This is a genomic window from Mitsuokella apri, assembly GCF_051886055.1.
Taxonomy (GTDB): domain Bacteria; phylum Bacillota; class Negativicutes; order Selenomonadales; family Selenomonadaceae; genus Mitsuokella.
In genome coordinates this window covers 38,130-54,978 of the sequence record NZ_JBJEXT010000033.1, presented here as the reverse complement: position 1 = coordinate 54,978, position 16,849 = coordinate 38,130, and the positions used below count along the sequence as shown (strand labels likewise).

The window sequence follows — 16,849 nt, the reverse complement described above, 5'->3', positions numbered from 1 at the left end:
TTTTGGGGAGGCATTCATAATGAATAGCAAATTACTGCAGCGCATCTGCTACGCGTGCGGCACGTTTGGTCATGACGTATTCTACGCCATGATCGGTACTTATTTCATGATCTTCGTCACGAGTAACCTGTTCCATTCGGACAGCCCGAGTCATGATGCTTACATGATCGGCATCGTTACGACGATCATCCTCGTACTCCGTATCTTGGAGCTGTTCGTCGATCCGTTCATCGGCAACCTCATCGATAAGACGAAAACCCGTTGGGGCCGTTTTAAACCATGGGTCATCGTTGGCGCCTTCGTTGCAGCCATCACGCTGGCACTGCTGTTCACGGACTTTGGCGGCCTGACGGTCACGAACCCGACGCTGTACCTCATCCTGTTCGCCATCGTTTACTTCATCATGGATATCTTCTACAGCGCTAAGGATGTCGCTATCTGGTCCATGATTCCGGCTCTTTCCTTTGATTCCCATGAACGTGATATCACGGCTACGATTGCCCGTATCGGTTCCGTTTTCGGTGCCAACCTCGTCACGGTCATCGTCATGCCGATTGTCCTCTACTTCTCGTTGAACCAGAACGGCGGTGCTGGTGATCCGACTGGCTGGTTCGCATTCGCCTGCATCGGCGGCGGTATCGCAACGCTCGGTGCTATCATCCTCGGCCTTGGCACGCATGAGCAGGACAGTGCTCTTCGTGAGAACAAGACGGAGACTTCCGCAAAAGACGTATTCAAAGTCCTGACGCAGAACGACCAGCTCATGTGGACGGCTATCGCATACCTCGTTTATGGTATCGGCATCAACGTCGTCAACAACTTCAACCTCTATTACTTCATCTATGTCATCGGCGATGCTACGAAATTCTCTATCCTCGGTGTCATCAACACGGTCATCGGCCTGATCGCTGTTGCCCTGTTCCCAGCTCTCACGTCGAAATTCAGCCGCCGCAAACTCTTCTTCGCATCTGTTGGCATCATGCTCGTAGCGCTCATCATTTACGCGCTGTCCGGCACGAATGTCACGATGGCTCTTATCGGTGCAGGCCTCTTCGCTCTGCCGCAGCCGCTTGTCTTCCTCGTTGTCCTCATGACGATCACCGACTCCGTCGAGTATGGCCAGCTCAAGATTGGTCACCGCGATGAAGCTGTCTGCCTCTGCGTACGTCCTCTCGTTGATAAATTCGCAGGTGCTGTTTCGAGCGGCATCATCGGCCTCGTTGCCGTTTGGGTTGGCATGACGGGCGGTGCTTCCGCTGCCGACATCACGCCGGATGCCCTGTTCCACTTCCAGCTCGTCATGTTCGCCGGCCCGATCATCCTCTTGATCCTCTCGACGTTCATCTATCGTGCAAAAGTTACGCTGACTGAAGCAGAACATGCACGCATCGTCCGCGAGCTTGAAGAGAAATGGGAACAGCTCAGCAAGTAATCATACAAAATCTACAAAATCCCATATACGGCCAAATATGAGTCCATCATTCATTTGACCAGTAAGAGGCCGTTGTACCTGAAATGATACAGCGGCCTTTTTTTATGCCCTTTACGAGGAAAAACCTCAAGAAGAGTCGAATACAATATAATATAGAATAGAAGCAGTATAAGGATATAGGGAGGAATTTTGATGTTCACCGTCGATCGTTTAGCAGATCCATCGTTCTTTGCCGAGAACCGCCTGCCGGCTCACAGCGACCATATCGCCTATGCCGATGCTCTCGAGCTCGCCAACGGCGTTTCGTCGCTGCGCCGCAGCCTCAATGGACTCTGGTATTTCCATTATGCGCGCAATCTTGCGGCCCGTCCGCAGGGCTTCGAGCAGCCGGATTATGATGTGAGCAGTTGGGAGACCATCCGCGTGCCGGCGCATTGGCAGATGGAGGGACACGGCGTGCCGCAGTACACGAATCAGGTTTATCCGTGGGACGGCCATGAAGTCGTTCATCCGGGCGAGGTACCCAAGCGCGATAATCCAGTCGGTTCGTATGTCAAGGATTTCATTCTGCCGGATGGCTGGGAAAATGCATTCCTTTCCCTGCAGGGCGTGGAGACGGCTGTGGCTGTTTACCTCAATGGCAAATACGTTGGCTACAGCGAGGATTCGTTTACGCCGTCTGATTTTGACCTCACGCCATACCTCAAAGAGGGTACGAACCGTCTTGCTCTCCAGGTTTTCCGCTTCAGCTCGGGCAGCTGGCTCGAAGATCAGGATTTCTGGCGATTCTCGGGCATTTTCCGCGAAGTGCTGCTCTATACGAAGCCGGCCATCCACATCGAGGATCTGCGCGTCACGGCTGAGCCAATCCGCGACTACAAAGATGGCAGACTGCACCTCGATATGAAGTGGAACAATCCTGCCGCTCACAAAGTCCGCATTGAGCTTTTCGATGCGACGTTCCATGAGGACTGCTACCTTTCGGAACTGCAGGAAGTAGAAGGCCTGACCTCTTCCTTTGAAGCGGAAATCAATGATATCGAGCTCTGGAGTGCAGAACATCCGAATCTCTACCGCGCGATTATCACGGTGGAGGATGAAGAGGGGCATCTGCAGGAGGTCATTCAGCAGAACATTGGCTTCCGCAAATTCTGCATGGAAGACGGCCTGATGAAGCTCAATGGCAAGCGCATTGTCTTCAAGGGCACGAACCGCCACGAATTCGACTGCTACCGTGGCCGCGCCATTGACCCTGCCGAGATCGAGCAGGATATCATTGTCATGAAGCAGCACAATATCAACGCGCTGCGCTGCTCGCATTATCCGAATTCGAGCTTTATCTATGACCTCTGCGACCGCTATGGCCTCTATGTCATCGATGAGACGAACCTCGAAACCCATGGTACGTGGATGCGCAATGGCAAACGCGATATTATCGATGAGACGCTGCCGAATGACCACGAGGAATGGCAGGATATCATCCTTGACCGCGCAAAATCCATGTTTGAGCGCGACAAGAATCACACGGCCATCCTCATCTGGTCCTGCGGCAATGAATCCTGCGGCGGCAAGGACCTCTATGTGATGAGCGAATACTTCCGTCAGGCCGATCCGACGCGTCTCGTTCACTACGAAAATATTTTCTGGGACCGCCGCTACAATGGTACGAGCGACATGGAAAGCCAGATGTATCCGCCTGTTGCCGATATCAAGAAATTCCTCTCGGAGCACCGCGATAAGCCGTTTATCTGCTGCGAATACACGCACGCCATGGGCAACAGCATTGGCGGCATGCACAAATACACGGACCTCACGGACGAAGAGCCCCTGTATCAGGGCGGTTTTATCTGGGATTTCGTCGACCAGGCTATTTGGCATAAAGACCGCTACGGCAAGGATGCCTATGCGTACGGCGGCGACTTTGGCGACCGTCCGAATGACGGCAATTTCAGCGGCGACGGCATCGTCTTTGCCGACCGCAGCCTGACGACGAAGATGCAGGAAGTCAAGTTCAACTATCAGAATTTCACGCTGGACGTCGAACCTGAGAAAGTGACCATCCACAATAAGAGCCTCTTCACGAATGCCTCGGAGTATGAGCTCTATCTGACGGTCGAACTCGATGGCGAGAAAGTCTGGGAGGATCACCGCTATACGCCGGATATCGAGCCGGGCAAAGAGGGCGAAATCGAGCTCGACATTCTGCCGCTGACGGGTGCCGGCGAGGAGACGGTCACGGCATCGCTGCGCCTGAAAGAGGATACGCTTTGGGCAAAGCAGGGCTTTGAAGTGGCCTTTGGACAGGGAACGTGGCAGATTGACGAAGTTGAAGTGCCAGGGACGCAGAAAGTCGTTGAGGCAGCGGAACTTCGCAATGATACGCATGCCTTCCATTATAAGCCGAATATGCCGCTTGAGACGCGTCCGGAAAAACCGCTGCACATCGTCCATGGCGATATCAACCTCGGCGTGCGCGGTGTGGGCTTTGAACTCATGTTCTCGAGTGCCTTTGGCAATCTGACTTCCTATAAATACAACGGCGTCGAGCTCCTTGAAGAAGCCCCGAAGCCCTCGTTCTGGCGTGCACCAGTCGATAACGACTACGGCAGCCGCCGCGACTTCGCCGTTGCCCAGTGGAAGCTTGCGAGCCTTTACCGCCGCTGCATCAAGAAGGAAATGCAGGATGAAGATGGCAATTGGCAGGAGTTTGACTGGTTCGGACAGCTCGGGCAGAGGGAATACGATGCTTCCTTTGTCAAACTTCGCTTCACGTATGAACTGGCAACGCAGCCTGCTTCTCTCTGCAGCATGACGTATACGGTCACGCGCGATGGCTCCGTCAAAGTCGAGCTCGACTACGACAAGGTGGAAAGCCTGCCGGAAATTCCGGATTTTGCAATGCTCTTCACGCTCTCTGCTGATTACGATCAGGTCCGTTTCTACGGCTTTGGTCCGCTTGACAATTATGCCGACCGTCAGCGCGGTGCAAAACTCGGCATCTACGAGACAACGACGAAAGACGAAGTCGAGCCGTATCTGCTGCCTCAGGAGACGGGCAATCACTGCGGTGTGCGCTGGATCGAGGCCGTCGACAAGCGCGGCCGCGGCCTGCGCCTTTCGATGGACGAAGCCCCATTTGAGGCCTCGGCTCTGCCGTATTCGGCACATGAGCTCGAAAATGCCCGCCATGCCTATGACCTGCCGGAAATCCATCATACGTATCTGCGCGCTTCGCTTGCTCAGTGCGGCGTCGGCGGTGACAATACGTGGGGTGCACCGGTGCTGCCGGAGTACACGGTCAAGAATGAGACGAAGCATTTCTCCTTCTATATTAAAGCTATCTAATATAATAGAAAGGAACATACATGATTCAGTTTGATGAAAAGACAGGCGTTTTTCACCTGAGCAATGGCAGCATCAGCTATGTGCTGCAGGTCGTGCGCGGACGCTATCTGATGCATCGCTATTTTGGCAGAAAACTGCGCGCCTTCCGCGACAGCCGGCCGTTTCAGGAAATTGACCGCGGATTTTCGCCGCAGCCGGCCGCTTATGAAAATGAGCGCACGTTCTCGCTGGACGTTCTGCCGCAGGAATATCCCGCTTACGGGCATACGGATTTTCGCATTCCGGCTTACGAGGTGCGCCTTGCCAACGGCACGACAACAAACGAATTGTTTTATCAGGGCTATGAAACAGCGAAAGGCAAACCGGCTCTGCAGGGACTGCCGGCTTCCTATGCGGCAGAAGACGAAGCGGAAACGCTGACAATTCATTTGGAAGATACAAAAGGCAGGCTCGCTGTCGATCTGCTCTACACGATTTTTGCCGATGCCGATGTCATTGCACGCAGCGCCGTTATCAAAAACAGCGGCAAAGAAGCGCTTGAACTGCTGAACGCAGCGAGCTTCGCACTGGATTTGCCGGATCACGACTACGACCGGCTGAATCTCTGGGGCGGCCATGCCGCCGAGCGCCAGATGGAGCGCGTCCCCCTCATGCACGGCATCGAGGAGACGGCAAGCCGCCGCGGTGCAAGCTCGCATCAGGCCTCGCCGTTTCTCGCGCTGCTGCGCAAAAATGCCGGTGAAGCAAGCGGCGAAGTCCTTGGCTTCAGCCTCATCTGGAGCGGTGAATTCTCGCTGAAGACCGAAGTCGAGCAGTTCGGCTCGACGCGTGTCGTCGGCGGCATCAACCCGTTTGAATTCCGCTGGCACTTAGAGCCTGAGGAATCTTTCCAGACACCGGAGGCACTGCTTGTCTACAGCGACAAGGGCCTGAACGGCATGAGCCAGTCGTTCCACGAGGTCGTGCGCCATCACATCGTGCGCGGCAAATTCCGCGATGCTGTGCGCCCAATCCTTGTCAATAACTGGGAAGCGACGTACTTCGACTTTGATGATGCGAAGATGGACAATCTCGCAGAATGCGCGAAAGACCTCGGCCTCGAGCTCATGGTGCTCGATGACGGCTGGTTCGGCAAACGCGAAGATGACAATACATCCCTTGGCGACTGGGCTGTCAACACGGAGAAGCTCAAAGGAGGGCTCACGGGCGTTGCCGAGAGTGCCCATAAGCGCGGTTTGAAATTCGGCCTGTGGTTTGAGCCCGAGATGGTTTCCGTGGATTCCGACCTCTACCGCGCGCATCCCGACTGGGCCCTGAAGGCTCCGGACTATCCGTATACGTTCGGCCGCCATCAGCTCGTGCTCGACCTCTCGCGCGCAGATGTCCGCGATTATATTGTAGATTCCGTCTGCAGGATTCTCGACTCTTCGCCGATTGACTACGTCAAGTGGGATTTCAACCGCCATCTGACGGACGCCTTCTCGGCGAAACTGCCGCCGGAGCGTCAGGGCGAGGTGCGCACGCGCTTTGTCCTCGGTCTTTACGATGTACTCGAGCGCATTACACAGACGCATCCCGATGTTCTTTTTGAGAGCTGTTCGGGCGGCGGCGGACGCTTCGATGCCGGCATGCTCTACTACATGCCGCAGACGTGGACGAGCGATGATACGGATGCCATCTGCCGCCTCACGATTCAGAGCGGCACGAGCCTCGTCTTCCCGCCAATCACGATGGGCGCTCATGTTTCCGTCACGCCGAACCATCAGGTCGGCCGCGTGACGCCGATGCAGACGCGCGCCTTTGCCGCCATGATGGGCTGCTATGGCTACGAAATGGACATCACGCGCATGAGCGAGGAAGAGAAAGCCGAAGTCCGCAGCCATGTCGAGCTGTACAAAAAGATTCGCCCGACGATGCAGCTCGGCCGTTTCTACCGTCTGCTGACGCCATTTACGGGCAAGGGCAATGAGACGGCATGGGAATTTGTCAGCCAAGACGGCAGTGAAATCGTACTCGTCTATTTCAAGACGCTGGCGACCCCTGCTGCTGAGCTCCATACGTTGAAGCTGCAGGCCCTCGCGCCGGATGCTCTTTATGAAGTCAGCAAGTATCTGCCGGCAAAAGGCCTGTCGCATGACGGCGCCGGCAGCAAGGCCCTGAGCCTTGAGGGCAAATCCTTCTACGGTGACGAGCTCATGTACAGCGGCATCGAAGTGCCGAAAATCGACACGGATTTTGCCGCTTATATGTGGATTTTCCATAAAAAATAAAAATTAACCATATGTTAACGAAAAGGAATGCCAAAACACAGCGATGTGGGGGCATTCCTTTTTTTTAGTAGCAGGAGAACGGTTTCTTCGTGTATAATAATATAGTATGACTCTGGCAGAGGGGAACTGCCAAATTCAAGATGTTAGGGGAATATATCATGCAAAAAATCAGAAAAGCGGTCATTCCGGCAGCGGGCTACGGCACGCGCTTTTTGCCTGCGACGAAGGCTACACCAAAGGAAATGCTGCCGATCGTCGACAAACCGACCATTCAGTACATCGTCGAGGAGGCCCTGCAGAGCGGCATTGAGGAAATCCTCATCGTCAGCGGCCATGGCAAGCGCGCCATCGAAGACCATTTTGATTCGGCGCCGACGCTTGAGGCAGAACTCAAGAAAAAGGGCAAGCTCGACCTCTTGAAGATGGTGCAGGACACGGCGAATATCCGCATCCACTATATCCGTCAGCGCTACATGCGCGGCCTTGGCGACGCGATTCTCTGTGCAAAAGCGTTCATGGGGGATGAGCCTTTTGCCGTACTCTTAGGTGATGATGTTGTCTACAGTCCGGAAAAACCGGCACTGAAGCAGCTCATCGATATCTACAATCAGACGGGCGGTTCCGTACTCGGCTGTCAGGTCGTGCCCGATGAGAAAGTCTCGTCGTATGGCATTGTCGCCGGCGACAAGACGGACAATCCGCGCCTCATGCGCGTGCGCGACATGATTGAGAAGCCTTCGTTAGAAGAAGCGCCGAGCCGCATGGCTGTGCTCGGCCGCTACATCATCCGTCCGGAAATTTTTGGCATTCTTGAGCATACGGCACCCGGCAAGGGCGGCGAGATCCAGCTCACGGATGCATTGAAGGAATTGGCGCGTCAGCAGCCAGTCTATGCCTATGACTTTGAGGGCAAACGCTACGACCTTGGCGACAAGCTCGGCTTCCTCAAGGCGACGGTGGAATTTGCCCTGCGCCGCAAGGACCTTGGCGGTCCGTTCAGGAAATATCTCAAGGATCTCGTCGCCGGAATCTGAGGTGTGAAGGTTGCAGAAGAAAAATAAGGCAAATCTGGCGCTCGGCATCAGCGCGGCCGGTTTTCTCGGCACGTTTGCTGCGGGCGGCTCCAGTTTTGCCATGGGTCTCTTTCATCACGGCTTCTTGGCAGCGACCATCGGCGGTCTGGCCGACTGGTTTGCTGTCACGGCACTTTTCAGGAAGCCTCTGGGCATTTCGTACCGCACGGACGTTTTGCGCCGCAACCGCGGACGCATCATGGACGCCATCGTGACATTTGCCAGTGAGGACCTCCTGAGTACGGAAAACATCATGCGTGTCATCCGCGAGCAGGACACGGCGGGGCTGCTCGTCGACTATCTCGAGCATCGCGGCGGCCGCGAAGGCGTCATCGATGTCGTCGATGCCGTCGTCCTGAAAATCGTCAATGACCTCGACAGCGAGAGCATCGCGAAAGAACTTGCCCCAGCTGTGCGCGAGGGCCTCAAGGAGCTGGCTCTGGAGAATATTCTGTTGGAGCTTGTGCGCATGCTCGGCGAGGAACGCCATACGAAGCGCATCCTGCACAGCACATTGAGCATCGGCGAACAGGTGCTGATGTCACCGGCCATGCAGCAGGTCCTGCTCGACAACATCAAGACGCTGCGCGAAGAATATGAAGGCGAGTCGGCCGGACGCGCGTTTGTGCTGTCGGCCCTCGGCCTGGATGACAAGGAAATCCTGCGCATTTTCAACGAAAAGGCACAAAAAGGGCTGGAGGACCTCCTGAGCGAGCAGACGGAAAGCTACGGAAAGCTCAAGGCGGGCTTTGAGAGCATGCTGCTCTCATTCAGCCGCGATGAATCCCTGCGCCACGTGCTGGCCGAATGGAAGGAAAGATGGCTGTCGCAGGCCGACATCGAAGGCCTGCTGGCCCGCTGGCTCGATGAGAACCTCAAGGGAGAGAACCCGTTCTGGCTGCCGCATCTCCACGATTTCATCGAGAAGCGCATCGATACCTTCGTGTCTTCGAAGCCATGGCAGCATCGCTTTGACAAATTCATGAAGGACTTTCTCGAAAGTGAACTGGAAAAACACCATGAACTTATCCCAGGGCTCATCCGTGAGCGTCTGGCAGAGTTCAGCGATGATGCTCTGGTGGAATTTGTCGAGGATAAGGTTCAGGACGACCTGCAGATGATTCGCATCAACGGTTCGATTGTCGGCTCTCTCGTCGGCATGGGCCTCTATGTGCTTGTCTGGGCCGCAGAAAGGGTGTGGGGCATATGAGCAAAAGTACTTGGAATAAGGCGGACCGCGTGCTCTTTCTCGCCTTCATCGTTTTCCTCTGTGCCCTTTTCCTACATCTGCATATGAAAGATTCTGTCATCGTCTCTGGCTTTTTATTCTGCGCGGAGGCAGCTCTCGTCGGCGGCATCGCGGACTGGTTCGCTGTGACGGCGCTGTTCAGGAAACCTTTGGGCTTCCCGTATCACACGGCCATCCTGCCGCGGCGCCGTCAATCCTTTATCAAGGCCTCGGTAACGATGGTGCAGAAAGAGTTCTTTTCACGGCGCAAAGTGTTCCGCCATCTCGAACGCCTGCATTTGATGCCGATGCTCATGCAGTGGCTCAGTGAAAAGGATACGCGCGAGAAAGTCTCGCATCAGCTCTATCACTATGCCCGCGGCTTTTTGCTGCGCAAGGACAGCGAGAAAAAGGCCATGGAGATTGCGGCGGAACTGCGCCGCCGCCTGCAGACTATGGAGCCGGAGGAGATTTTTGCCAGCATCGGCACCTGGCTGCAGCAGAGCGGCCGCGACAAGGACTTTCTGGCCAAGCTGTCGGCCTACCTCTGCGTACAGGCGGAAAGGCCGGAGACGGCCAAGGCCATCGAAGAGATGCTGGAACGCTACGAAAAGGAAAAAGCCAAGAGTACACTGGCCCTGTTCCTGACCGGTCTGGCCGAGGCCATGGACCTTGTCAATCTTGAGGATGCCGCCAAAATCATGCAGAAGCAGCTCGTGTCCATGCTCAAAGAGCTCGGCACGCGGGATTCGCATCTGCAGCAGGAAATGCTGGCCTTGTTCTACGAAAAAGCGGCGGTGCTCAATGCGGAGCCGGAATTTCACCAGCTCGTGCATGAGCTGCGCGACAGCCTCGTGGCAGAACTGCCCATCGAGGAGGCCGTGGCAAGGGCCGCGGCTCATATGCGCGCGCATTTTGACGCCGATGCGGCCCGCAAGGTCGATGCCGTCGAAGAGCATCTGCCCGTGCTGCGCAGCCGTCTGGCTGACATCATCGAAGAAGAATACGACCGCGGCCTGCATCTGCTGCAGGAAGATGATGAACTCCGCCATACGGTCGGTCACTTCCTCTATGACCTCATCGCGCGTTCGGCACTTCATGCGCAGACGCTTGTCGGCGTCGTCGTGGAAAGCGTGCTGTCGCGTCTGACGGACGAACAGCTCAATCATCTCGTCTACGATAAAGTCGAGCCCGACCTGCTGTGGATCCGCATGAATGGTTCCATCGTCGGTGCCGGCATCGGCTTTGTCCTCTTCTGTATCCTGCAGTTCTTTCAGCTCAATGGCTGAACCTCATGGACCTATGAATATGATATAAAAAGACTCTGTCACAGCGCGTGGCAGAGTCTTTTTTGCTGTATATTTTGCTGTATATCATAAATGAAGGTTCAAATATGTTCGAGAAAATACTGGAAAGCCGAGGGAATGCTGTAAATGTCGGCCAGTTCCTGCGGCGAGGCCCAGACGAGTTCATCTGTGTGTTCCGCGACAGATGCATCTGCTGTTTCCTCAAGGAAAATCCGGAAGGCCTGCATCTGCCATTCGACATGTGAGAAGATATGTTTGGCATCAGGCAGTTTCTGGATGCGAATCGGTGTCAAACCATGGGCTTTGAGTTTTTCGGTGACTTCCTCTGCGGACAGATGGCCGCTGACATTCGGGAATTCCCAGAGTCCCGCGAGCAGGCCTTGGGCGGGGCGTTTGTGCAGGGCGATGTTTTTTCCCTGACGCAGCACGAGGACGGTGAGTTTTTCCACGCGGCGTTTTTTCTTGATGATTTTGATGGGAAGTTCCTGCTCGCAGCCTGCATCGTGGGCAAGGCAGAGCCGGGCGAGCGGGCAGCTCTCGCAGTGCGGTGTGCCATGGGGCAGGCAGACGGTCGCACCGAGGTCCATGAACGCCTGATTGAGGGCTCCGGCCTCATGCCCTTCGGGATAATGCGGGGCAAGGGCGGCTTCTGCGGCGCGCTTCGTCGTATCTTTGGCGATATCCTCGCGGCAGGCAAGTACGCGCATCACGACGCGCAGGATATTGCCATCGACCGCGGGCAGCGGCAGACCGAAGGCGATGGAGCCAATGGCACTGGCCGTATAGCGGCCAATGCCCGGCAGGGCGAGAAGCTTTGGGAAATCTGCAGGCATCTGCCCGTCATACTGCGCCGTGATTTCGATGGCTGCTTTTTTGAGATTGCGCGCGCGGCTGTAGTAGCCAAGTCCCTGCCAGAGCTTCATGAGGAGTTCGTCATCGCAGGCAGCCAGAGCCTTGATGTCCGGCAGGGCTTCAAGAAAGCGGTGATAGTAGGGGATGACTGCCGAAGCACGTGTTTGCTGCAGCATGATTTCCGAAAGCCACGTGTGATACGGCGTCACTTCCTCGCGCCACGGCAGCGCGCGCTCCGTTTCCTGCGCGTGATACCAGCGCAGCAGCGGCTCCGTGATTTCCGCGAGAATCTCCGGATGCGGCAAAGTGCAGGTCGTTTTCTTCATATAAATATATGATCCTTTCCATTGATTTTTTCGATAATTTGGCTCCTGCGGCAAATATTTCCGCAGGGGCTTTTTGGCAGTATCTCCATTATAGCATATGTCATATGTGGATACAGTATATAAGAGTGGACAAAAATTCTTTTGCAAATCATGCGGAGTGACGAAATCCCGACAGACTCTTGTGCCAATGGACAAGAATCCAATATGAACAATAGGCAACCGGTTCGATGTCTATTGTAAACGGAGTAATGACACAATTTTTTCGAGAAAATCTAAAAAAAGTTACAAAAACATGTTGACAAAATCTGTACATAGAGTAATAATGTATACATGTTTACAGCGTTACACATTGAAAGCGCAAGACATCCATGATATAATGATTGTGCTGTAACACTTCTGGGAGGAGATGAAAACCATGGAACACGTTTTATCGGTCTTTGTCGAAAACCAGACTGGTGTTCTTGTCCGCGTTGTAAGCATGTTTTCCAGACGCGAGTTCAACATCGACAGTTTGTCGGTGGGCGTTACGGAAACACCGGATTTTTCGCGCATCACGATTGTCGTGCACGGGGATGAGAATCTCATCGAGCAGATGATCAAGCAACTCGAAAAAATGCCGATTGTCCGTGCCGTACAGCGGCTGGATGCAAAAAATGCTGTGTGCCGCGGGATGACACTAATAAAGGTCAAGGCGGATGACAACAACCGCCTCGATATCCTGAAGATGGCAGAGCTTTTCAGGGCTCATGTCGTTGACGTCGAATCGACGACACTCGTCTTCGAGATTACGGGCAGCGATGACAAGGTCACGGCTTTCCTCAGACTCGTAAAGCCTTACGGGATTGCCGAAGTCATACGCACCGGCCTGATAGCATTGGAACGCGGTGAGCATACCATCTATGAACATTGTGAGGAGAGAGAGTATTATGGCAAAAACTTACTATGAGCAGGATGCAAACTGGGATGTACTGAATGGCAAAACGATCGCCATCATCGGTTATGGCAGCCAGGGCCATGCCCATGCACTGAACCTGAAGGACAGCGGTGCAAACGTCATCGTTGGTCTGTATGAAGGCTCCAAATCCAAGAAAGTTGCTGAGGAACACGGCCTGAAGGTTTACACGGTCGCTGAGGCTGTTAAACAGGCTGATATCACGATGTTCCTGATTCCGGATGAGAAGCAGGCTGATGTCTACAAGAAAGAAATTGCCCCGAACCTCAAACCGGGCAGTGCTCTCGCCTTTGCACATGGCTTCAACATCCATTACCAGCAGATCGTTCCGCCGGCTGATGTCGATGTCTTCATGGTTGCTCCGAAAGGCCCGGGCCATCTCGTTCGCCGCACGTTCACGGAAGGTTCCGGCGTTCCGGCAGTATTTGCTATCTATCAGGATGCTACGGGCAAATGCCGCGACATCACGCTGGCATACACGAAGGGCCTCGGCGCTCTGCGTTCCGGCGCTCTTGAGACGACGTTCCGTGATGAGACGGAAGAAGATCTGTTCGGCGAGCAGGCTGTCCTCTGCGGCGGCGTTTGCCAACTGATGCAGACGGGCTTCGAAGTCCTCGTTGAGGCAGGTTATCCGCCAGAGATGGCATACTTCGAGTGCTTCCATGAGATGAAGCTCATCATTGACCTCTGCTACGAAGGCGGCTTCACGAAGATGCGTCAGTCCTGCTCCGATACGGCTGAGTATGGCGATTACATGGTTGGCCCGCGCATCATCACGGAAGACACGAAGAAAGAAATGAAGAAAGTCCTCAAAGAGATCCAGGACGGCACGTTTGCCCGCAACTGGCTGCTTGAGAACAAGGCTGCTGGCCGCGTAAACTTCCTCATGGAGCGCCGTCTCCATGCAGAGCATCCGATCGAGAAGGTCGGCAAGGAACTGCGCGCTATGATGCCGTGGCTCAAAGACGGTGCAGATCTCTCCAAAGACTGATTTTATACCGTTCAATTGAACAGGAAATAAACGCTTCCCCGGCGAATTATACGTCGGGGAAGTTTTTTCCAATAACTGAGTATGCTGAAGAAGCATACATATAAATATTAGGAGGGCATACTATGGGTATGACTATGAGCGAGAAAATCCTCGCGAAACACGCCGGCCTCGATTCCGTGAAAGCCGGACAGCTCGTGACCTGCAATCTCGATATGGTACTCGCCAACGATATCACGGCGCCGCCGTCCATCAAGAAATTTGAGGAAATCGGCCGCCCCGTCTTTGACCGCACGAAAATTGCACTCGTACCGGACCATTTCCAGCCGGCCAAGGACATCAAGTCGGCAGAACTGGCCAAGGCCGTACGCGACTTTGCACATAAATACGACATTGTCAATTACTTCGAGCAGGGCCGCGTTGGCATCGAGCACGTCATTCTGCCGGAGAAGGGCATTGTCGCTCCGGGCATGCTGACGATTGGCGCGGACTCCCATACGTGCACGTATGGTGCAGTCAACGGATTTGCCACGGGCGTAGGCTCGACGGACCTCGGTGCTGCCATGGCCACGGGCAAGGCCTGGTTCAAAGTACCGGAGGCCATCAAGGTCTATCTGACGGGCGAGAAGCCAGCCGATATCAACGGCAAAGATGTCATCCTGACGCTCATCGGCATGATCGGCGTCGACGGTGCTCTCTATAAATCCCTCGAATTTGCCGGCTCGGGCGTCAAGGCCCTGACGATGACGGACCGTCTGACCATCTCGAACATGGCCATTGAAGCGGGCGGCAAGGCTGGTATTTTCCCGTTCGACGAAATCACGAAGGCTTATGTCGACGGCCGCGTCAAGAAGCCGTATGAGCCGGTCGCTGCCGACGATGACGCCGAGTACTGCCGCACGGTCGAAATCAACCTCTCCGAGCTCAAGCCGGTCGTCGCTTTCCCGCATCTGCCGGGCAACACGAAGCGCGTCGAAGATATCAAAGAGCCGATTGCCATCGACCAGGTCATCATCGGTTCGTGCACGAACGGCCGTCTTGAAGACATGGAGATTGCAGCCAATATCCTCGATGGCCATAAAGTCGCTGACCGCGTGCGCTGCATCGTCATCCCGGGCAGCCCTGCCATTTACAAAGAATCGATGAAACGCGGCTATATCGATGTATTCATCGATGCCGGCTGTGCTGTCTCGACGCCGACCTGCGGCCCGTGCCTCGGCGGCTACATGGGCATCCTCGCCGCTGGTGAAAAATGCGTTTCGACGACGAACCGCAACTTCCGCGGCCGCATGGGCCATGTCGACAGTGAAGTTTACCTCGCCGGCCCGCATGTCGCTGCCGCGAGTGCAATCCTTGGACGCATCGCTACACCGGAGGAGGTAAAGTAACATGAAACACGAAGGTAAAGTATGGCGCTACGGCGATAACATCGACACGGATGTCATTATTCCGGCACGCTACCTCAATACATTTGACCCGAAAGAACTTGCTACGCACTGCATGGTCGATATCGACGAGAGTTTTGCCAAAAACGTCAAAGAAGGCGACATCATGGTCGGCGGCCGCAACTTCGGCTGCGGCTCCTCGCGCGAACATGCACCGGTGGCCATCAAAGCTTCGGGCATCCCTGTAGTCATTGCCGCGAGCTTCGCGCGCATTTTCTACCGCAACGGCATCAACATCGGCCTGCCGCTGCTCGAAATCGGCGATGAAGTCGAGAAAATCAAGGCCGGCGACAAACTGCGCGTGGATACGGCAACGGGTGTCATCGAAGATTTGACGACGGGCGATGTGTTCCACGCACATCCGCTGCCGGGCTTCGTTCAGGATATCGCCAAAGCCGGCGGCCTGATTAACTACATCAAGAGCCAGCAGGCTTAAAGACTGCGCCGGGAATGCTCTGTTTCCTTCTATATATAATAGAAGGAAAGGGCATTCCTTTCGCGTATCGTATTGGCAGAAAGATAACGGCAAACAAAAAGGCAAAAAAAAGAAGGTAGCAATATGGCATATAAAATTACAGTCATCCCGGGCGATGGCATCGGTAAAGAAATCACGGATTCAGCAGTAGAGGTCCTCAAGAAAGCCGATGAAAAGTTCGGCCTTGGCCTTTCCTATACGTACAAAGACGCCGGCGGCACGGCCTATGACAAATTCGGCACGCCGCTGCCGGAAGACACGATTGAAGCCTGCAAAGCTTCGGACGGCGTCCTGTTCGGTGCGGTCGGCGGCGACAAATGGGACAATGTCGACCCAGCCCTGCGCCCAGAAAAGGCCATTCTCGGCCTGCGCAAGAACCTCGGCCTTTACGCCAACCTGCGTCCAGTAAAAGTCGCGGATGCCCTCGTCGAGTATTCCCCGCTCAAGCCGGAACTCGTCAAAGGCGTTGACCTCGTCATCGTGCGTGAGCTCATCGGCGGCATCTACTTCGGTGATAAATGCGAATCCGAGCAGCACAACGGTGCTGAGCGTGCCTGGGACCTCGAGAACTACTCCGTTCCAGAAGTCGAGCGCATTTCGAAGCTCGCTTTCGAGACGGCCCGTCTGCGCCGCGGCAAAGTGACGTCCGTCGACAAGGCCAACGTCCTTGCTACGTCGCGTCTCTGGCGCCGTACGGTCGCAAAAGTCGCCGAAAACTACAAAGACGTCGAGCTCAACAACCTCTACGTCGACAACTGCTCCATGCAGCTCGCCATTCATCCGACGCAGTTCGATGTCATCGTGACGGGCAATCTGTTTGGCGATATCCTTTCCGACGAAGCTGCCGTCATCGGCGGTTCCATCGGCATGATGCCGTCGGCTTCCATCGGCACGAGCACGAGCCTTTATGAGCCGATTCACGGCAGTGCCCCGGACATCGCGGGCAAAGGCATCGCCAACCCGATGGGCACGATTCTTTCCGCTGCGATGCTGCTGCGTTACTCCCTGCATGAGGAAGAAGCAGCCAAGGCCATCGAAGCAGCTGTCGATAAGGCGCTTGCCGACGGCTACCGCACGCCGGACCTTTGGAAGGAAGGTTTCAAGAAGGCCAATACCGAAGAAATCACGAAAGTCATCTGCGAACGCCTTTGACTTT

Annotated in this window: 12 protein-coding genes; 11 read left to right on the top strand and 1 reads right to left on the bottom strand. The window is 55.0% G+C overall.

Going from position 1 to position 16,849, the window contains the following annotated elements:
• The first annotated feature begins 19 nt into the window (after positions 1-19).
• From ACI4OH_RS04065 to ACI4OH_RS04040, 6 genes are all read left to right on the top strand, one after another.
• Positions 20-1,432 carry a glycoside-pentoside-hexuronide (GPH):cation symporter gene (locus ACI4OH_RS04065; protein ID WP_439784228.1) on the top strand — a complete coding sequence of 471 codons (1,413 nt, stop codon included), beginning with the start codon at positions 20-22 and terminating at the stop codon, positions 1,430-1,432.
• 192 nt (positions 1,433-1,624) lie between these two features.
• Positions 1,625-4,777 (top strand): beta-galactosidase, LacZ type, encoded by a 3,153-nt coding sequence (gene lacZ / locus ACI4OH_RS04060; RefSeq protein WP_439784227.1) that lies wholly within the window; start codon positions 1,625-1,627, stop codon positions 4,775-4,777.
• A gap of 20 nt (positions 4,778-4,797) precedes the next feature.
• Positions 4,798-7,047 (top strand): alpha-galactosidase, encoded by a 2,250-nt coding sequence (locus tag ACI4OH_RS04055; protein ID WP_439784226.1) that lies wholly within the window; start codon positions 4,798-4,800, stop codon positions 7,045-7,047.
• Between the two features lie 158 nt (positions 7,048-7,205).
• Positions 7,206-8,081: a UTP--glucose-1-phosphate uridylyltransferase GalU gene (gene galU, locus ACI4OH_RS04050; protein WP_439784225.1), complete on the top strand. Its 876-nt coding sequence runs from the start codon at positions 7,206-7,208 to the stop codon at positions 8,079-8,081.
• A 10-nt stretch (positions 8,082-8,091) separates the two neighbouring features.
• Entirely contained in the window at positions 8,092-9,330 is a 1,239-nt protein-coding gene (locus tag ACI4OH_RS04045; RefSeq protein ID WP_439784224.1) for a DUF445 family protein, read from the top strand.
• Positions 9,327-10,637, top strand: coding sequence for a DUF445 domain-containing protein (locus tag ACI4OH_RS04040; RefSeq protein ID WP_439784223.1), 1,311 nt, complete (start codon positions 9,327-9,329; stop codon positions 10,635-10,637). The genes ACI4OH_RS04045 and ACI4OH_RS04040 overlap by 4 nt, the downstream gene beginning before the upstream one ends.
• 98 nt (positions 10,638-10,735) lie before the next feature.
• Here ACI4OH_RS04040 and mutY read toward each other — a convergent pair whose 3' ends face one another.
• The gene (gene mutY / locus ACI4OH_RS04035; RefSeq protein WP_439784222.1) at positions 10,736-11,833 is read right to left on the bottom strand and encodes an A/G-specific adenine glycosylase; all 1,098 of its coding nucleotides are present in this window, start codon (positions 11,831-11,833) and stop codon (positions 10,736-10,738) included.
• 415 nt (positions 11,834-12,248) lie between these two features.
• Between mutY and ilvN the strand changes: the two genes are divergently transcribed.
• The 5 genes from ilvN to leuB all read left to right on the top strand — a co-directional run bounded on the left by ilvN (position 12,249) and on the right by leuB (position 16,845).
• The gene (gene ilvN / locus ACI4OH_RS04030) at positions 12,249-12,779 is read left to right on the top strand and encodes an acetolactate synthase small subunit (RefSeq protein ID WP_439784221.1); all 531 of its coding nucleotides are present in this window, start codon (positions 12,249-12,251) and stop codon (positions 12,777-12,779) included.
• Positions 12,760-13,776, top strand: coding sequence for a ketol-acid reductoisomerase (gene ilvC / locus ACI4OH_RS04025; RefSeq protein ID WP_295634082.1), 1,017 nt, complete (start codon positions 12,760-12,762; stop codon positions 13,774-13,776). Before ilvN ends, ilvC begins: the two co-directional genes overlap by 20 nt.
• 122 nt (positions 13,777-13,898) lie before the next feature.
• On the top strand, positions 13,899-15,161 hold the full coding sequence (leuC, locus tag ACI4OH_RS04020) for a 3-isopropylmalate dehydratase large subunit (protein WP_432648467.1): 1,263 nt from the start codon (positions 13,899-13,901) through the stop codon (positions 15,159-15,161).
• 1 nt (position 15,162) lies between these two features.
• A complete protein-coding gene (locus ACI4OH_RS04015) occupies positions 15,163-15,654 on the top strand; it encodes a 3-isopropylmalate dehydratase small subunit (RefSeq protein WP_295634077.1) in 492 nt (163 codons plus the stop codon).
• Between the two features lie 123 nt (positions 15,655-15,777).
• Positions 15,778-16,845, top strand: coding sequence for a 3-isopropylmalate dehydrogenase (gene leuB, locus ACI4OH_RS04010; RefSeq protein WP_302489215.1), 1,068 nt, complete (start codon positions 15,778-15,780; stop codon positions 16,843-16,845).
• The last annotated feature ends 4 nt before the right edge of the window (positions 16,846-16,849 follow it).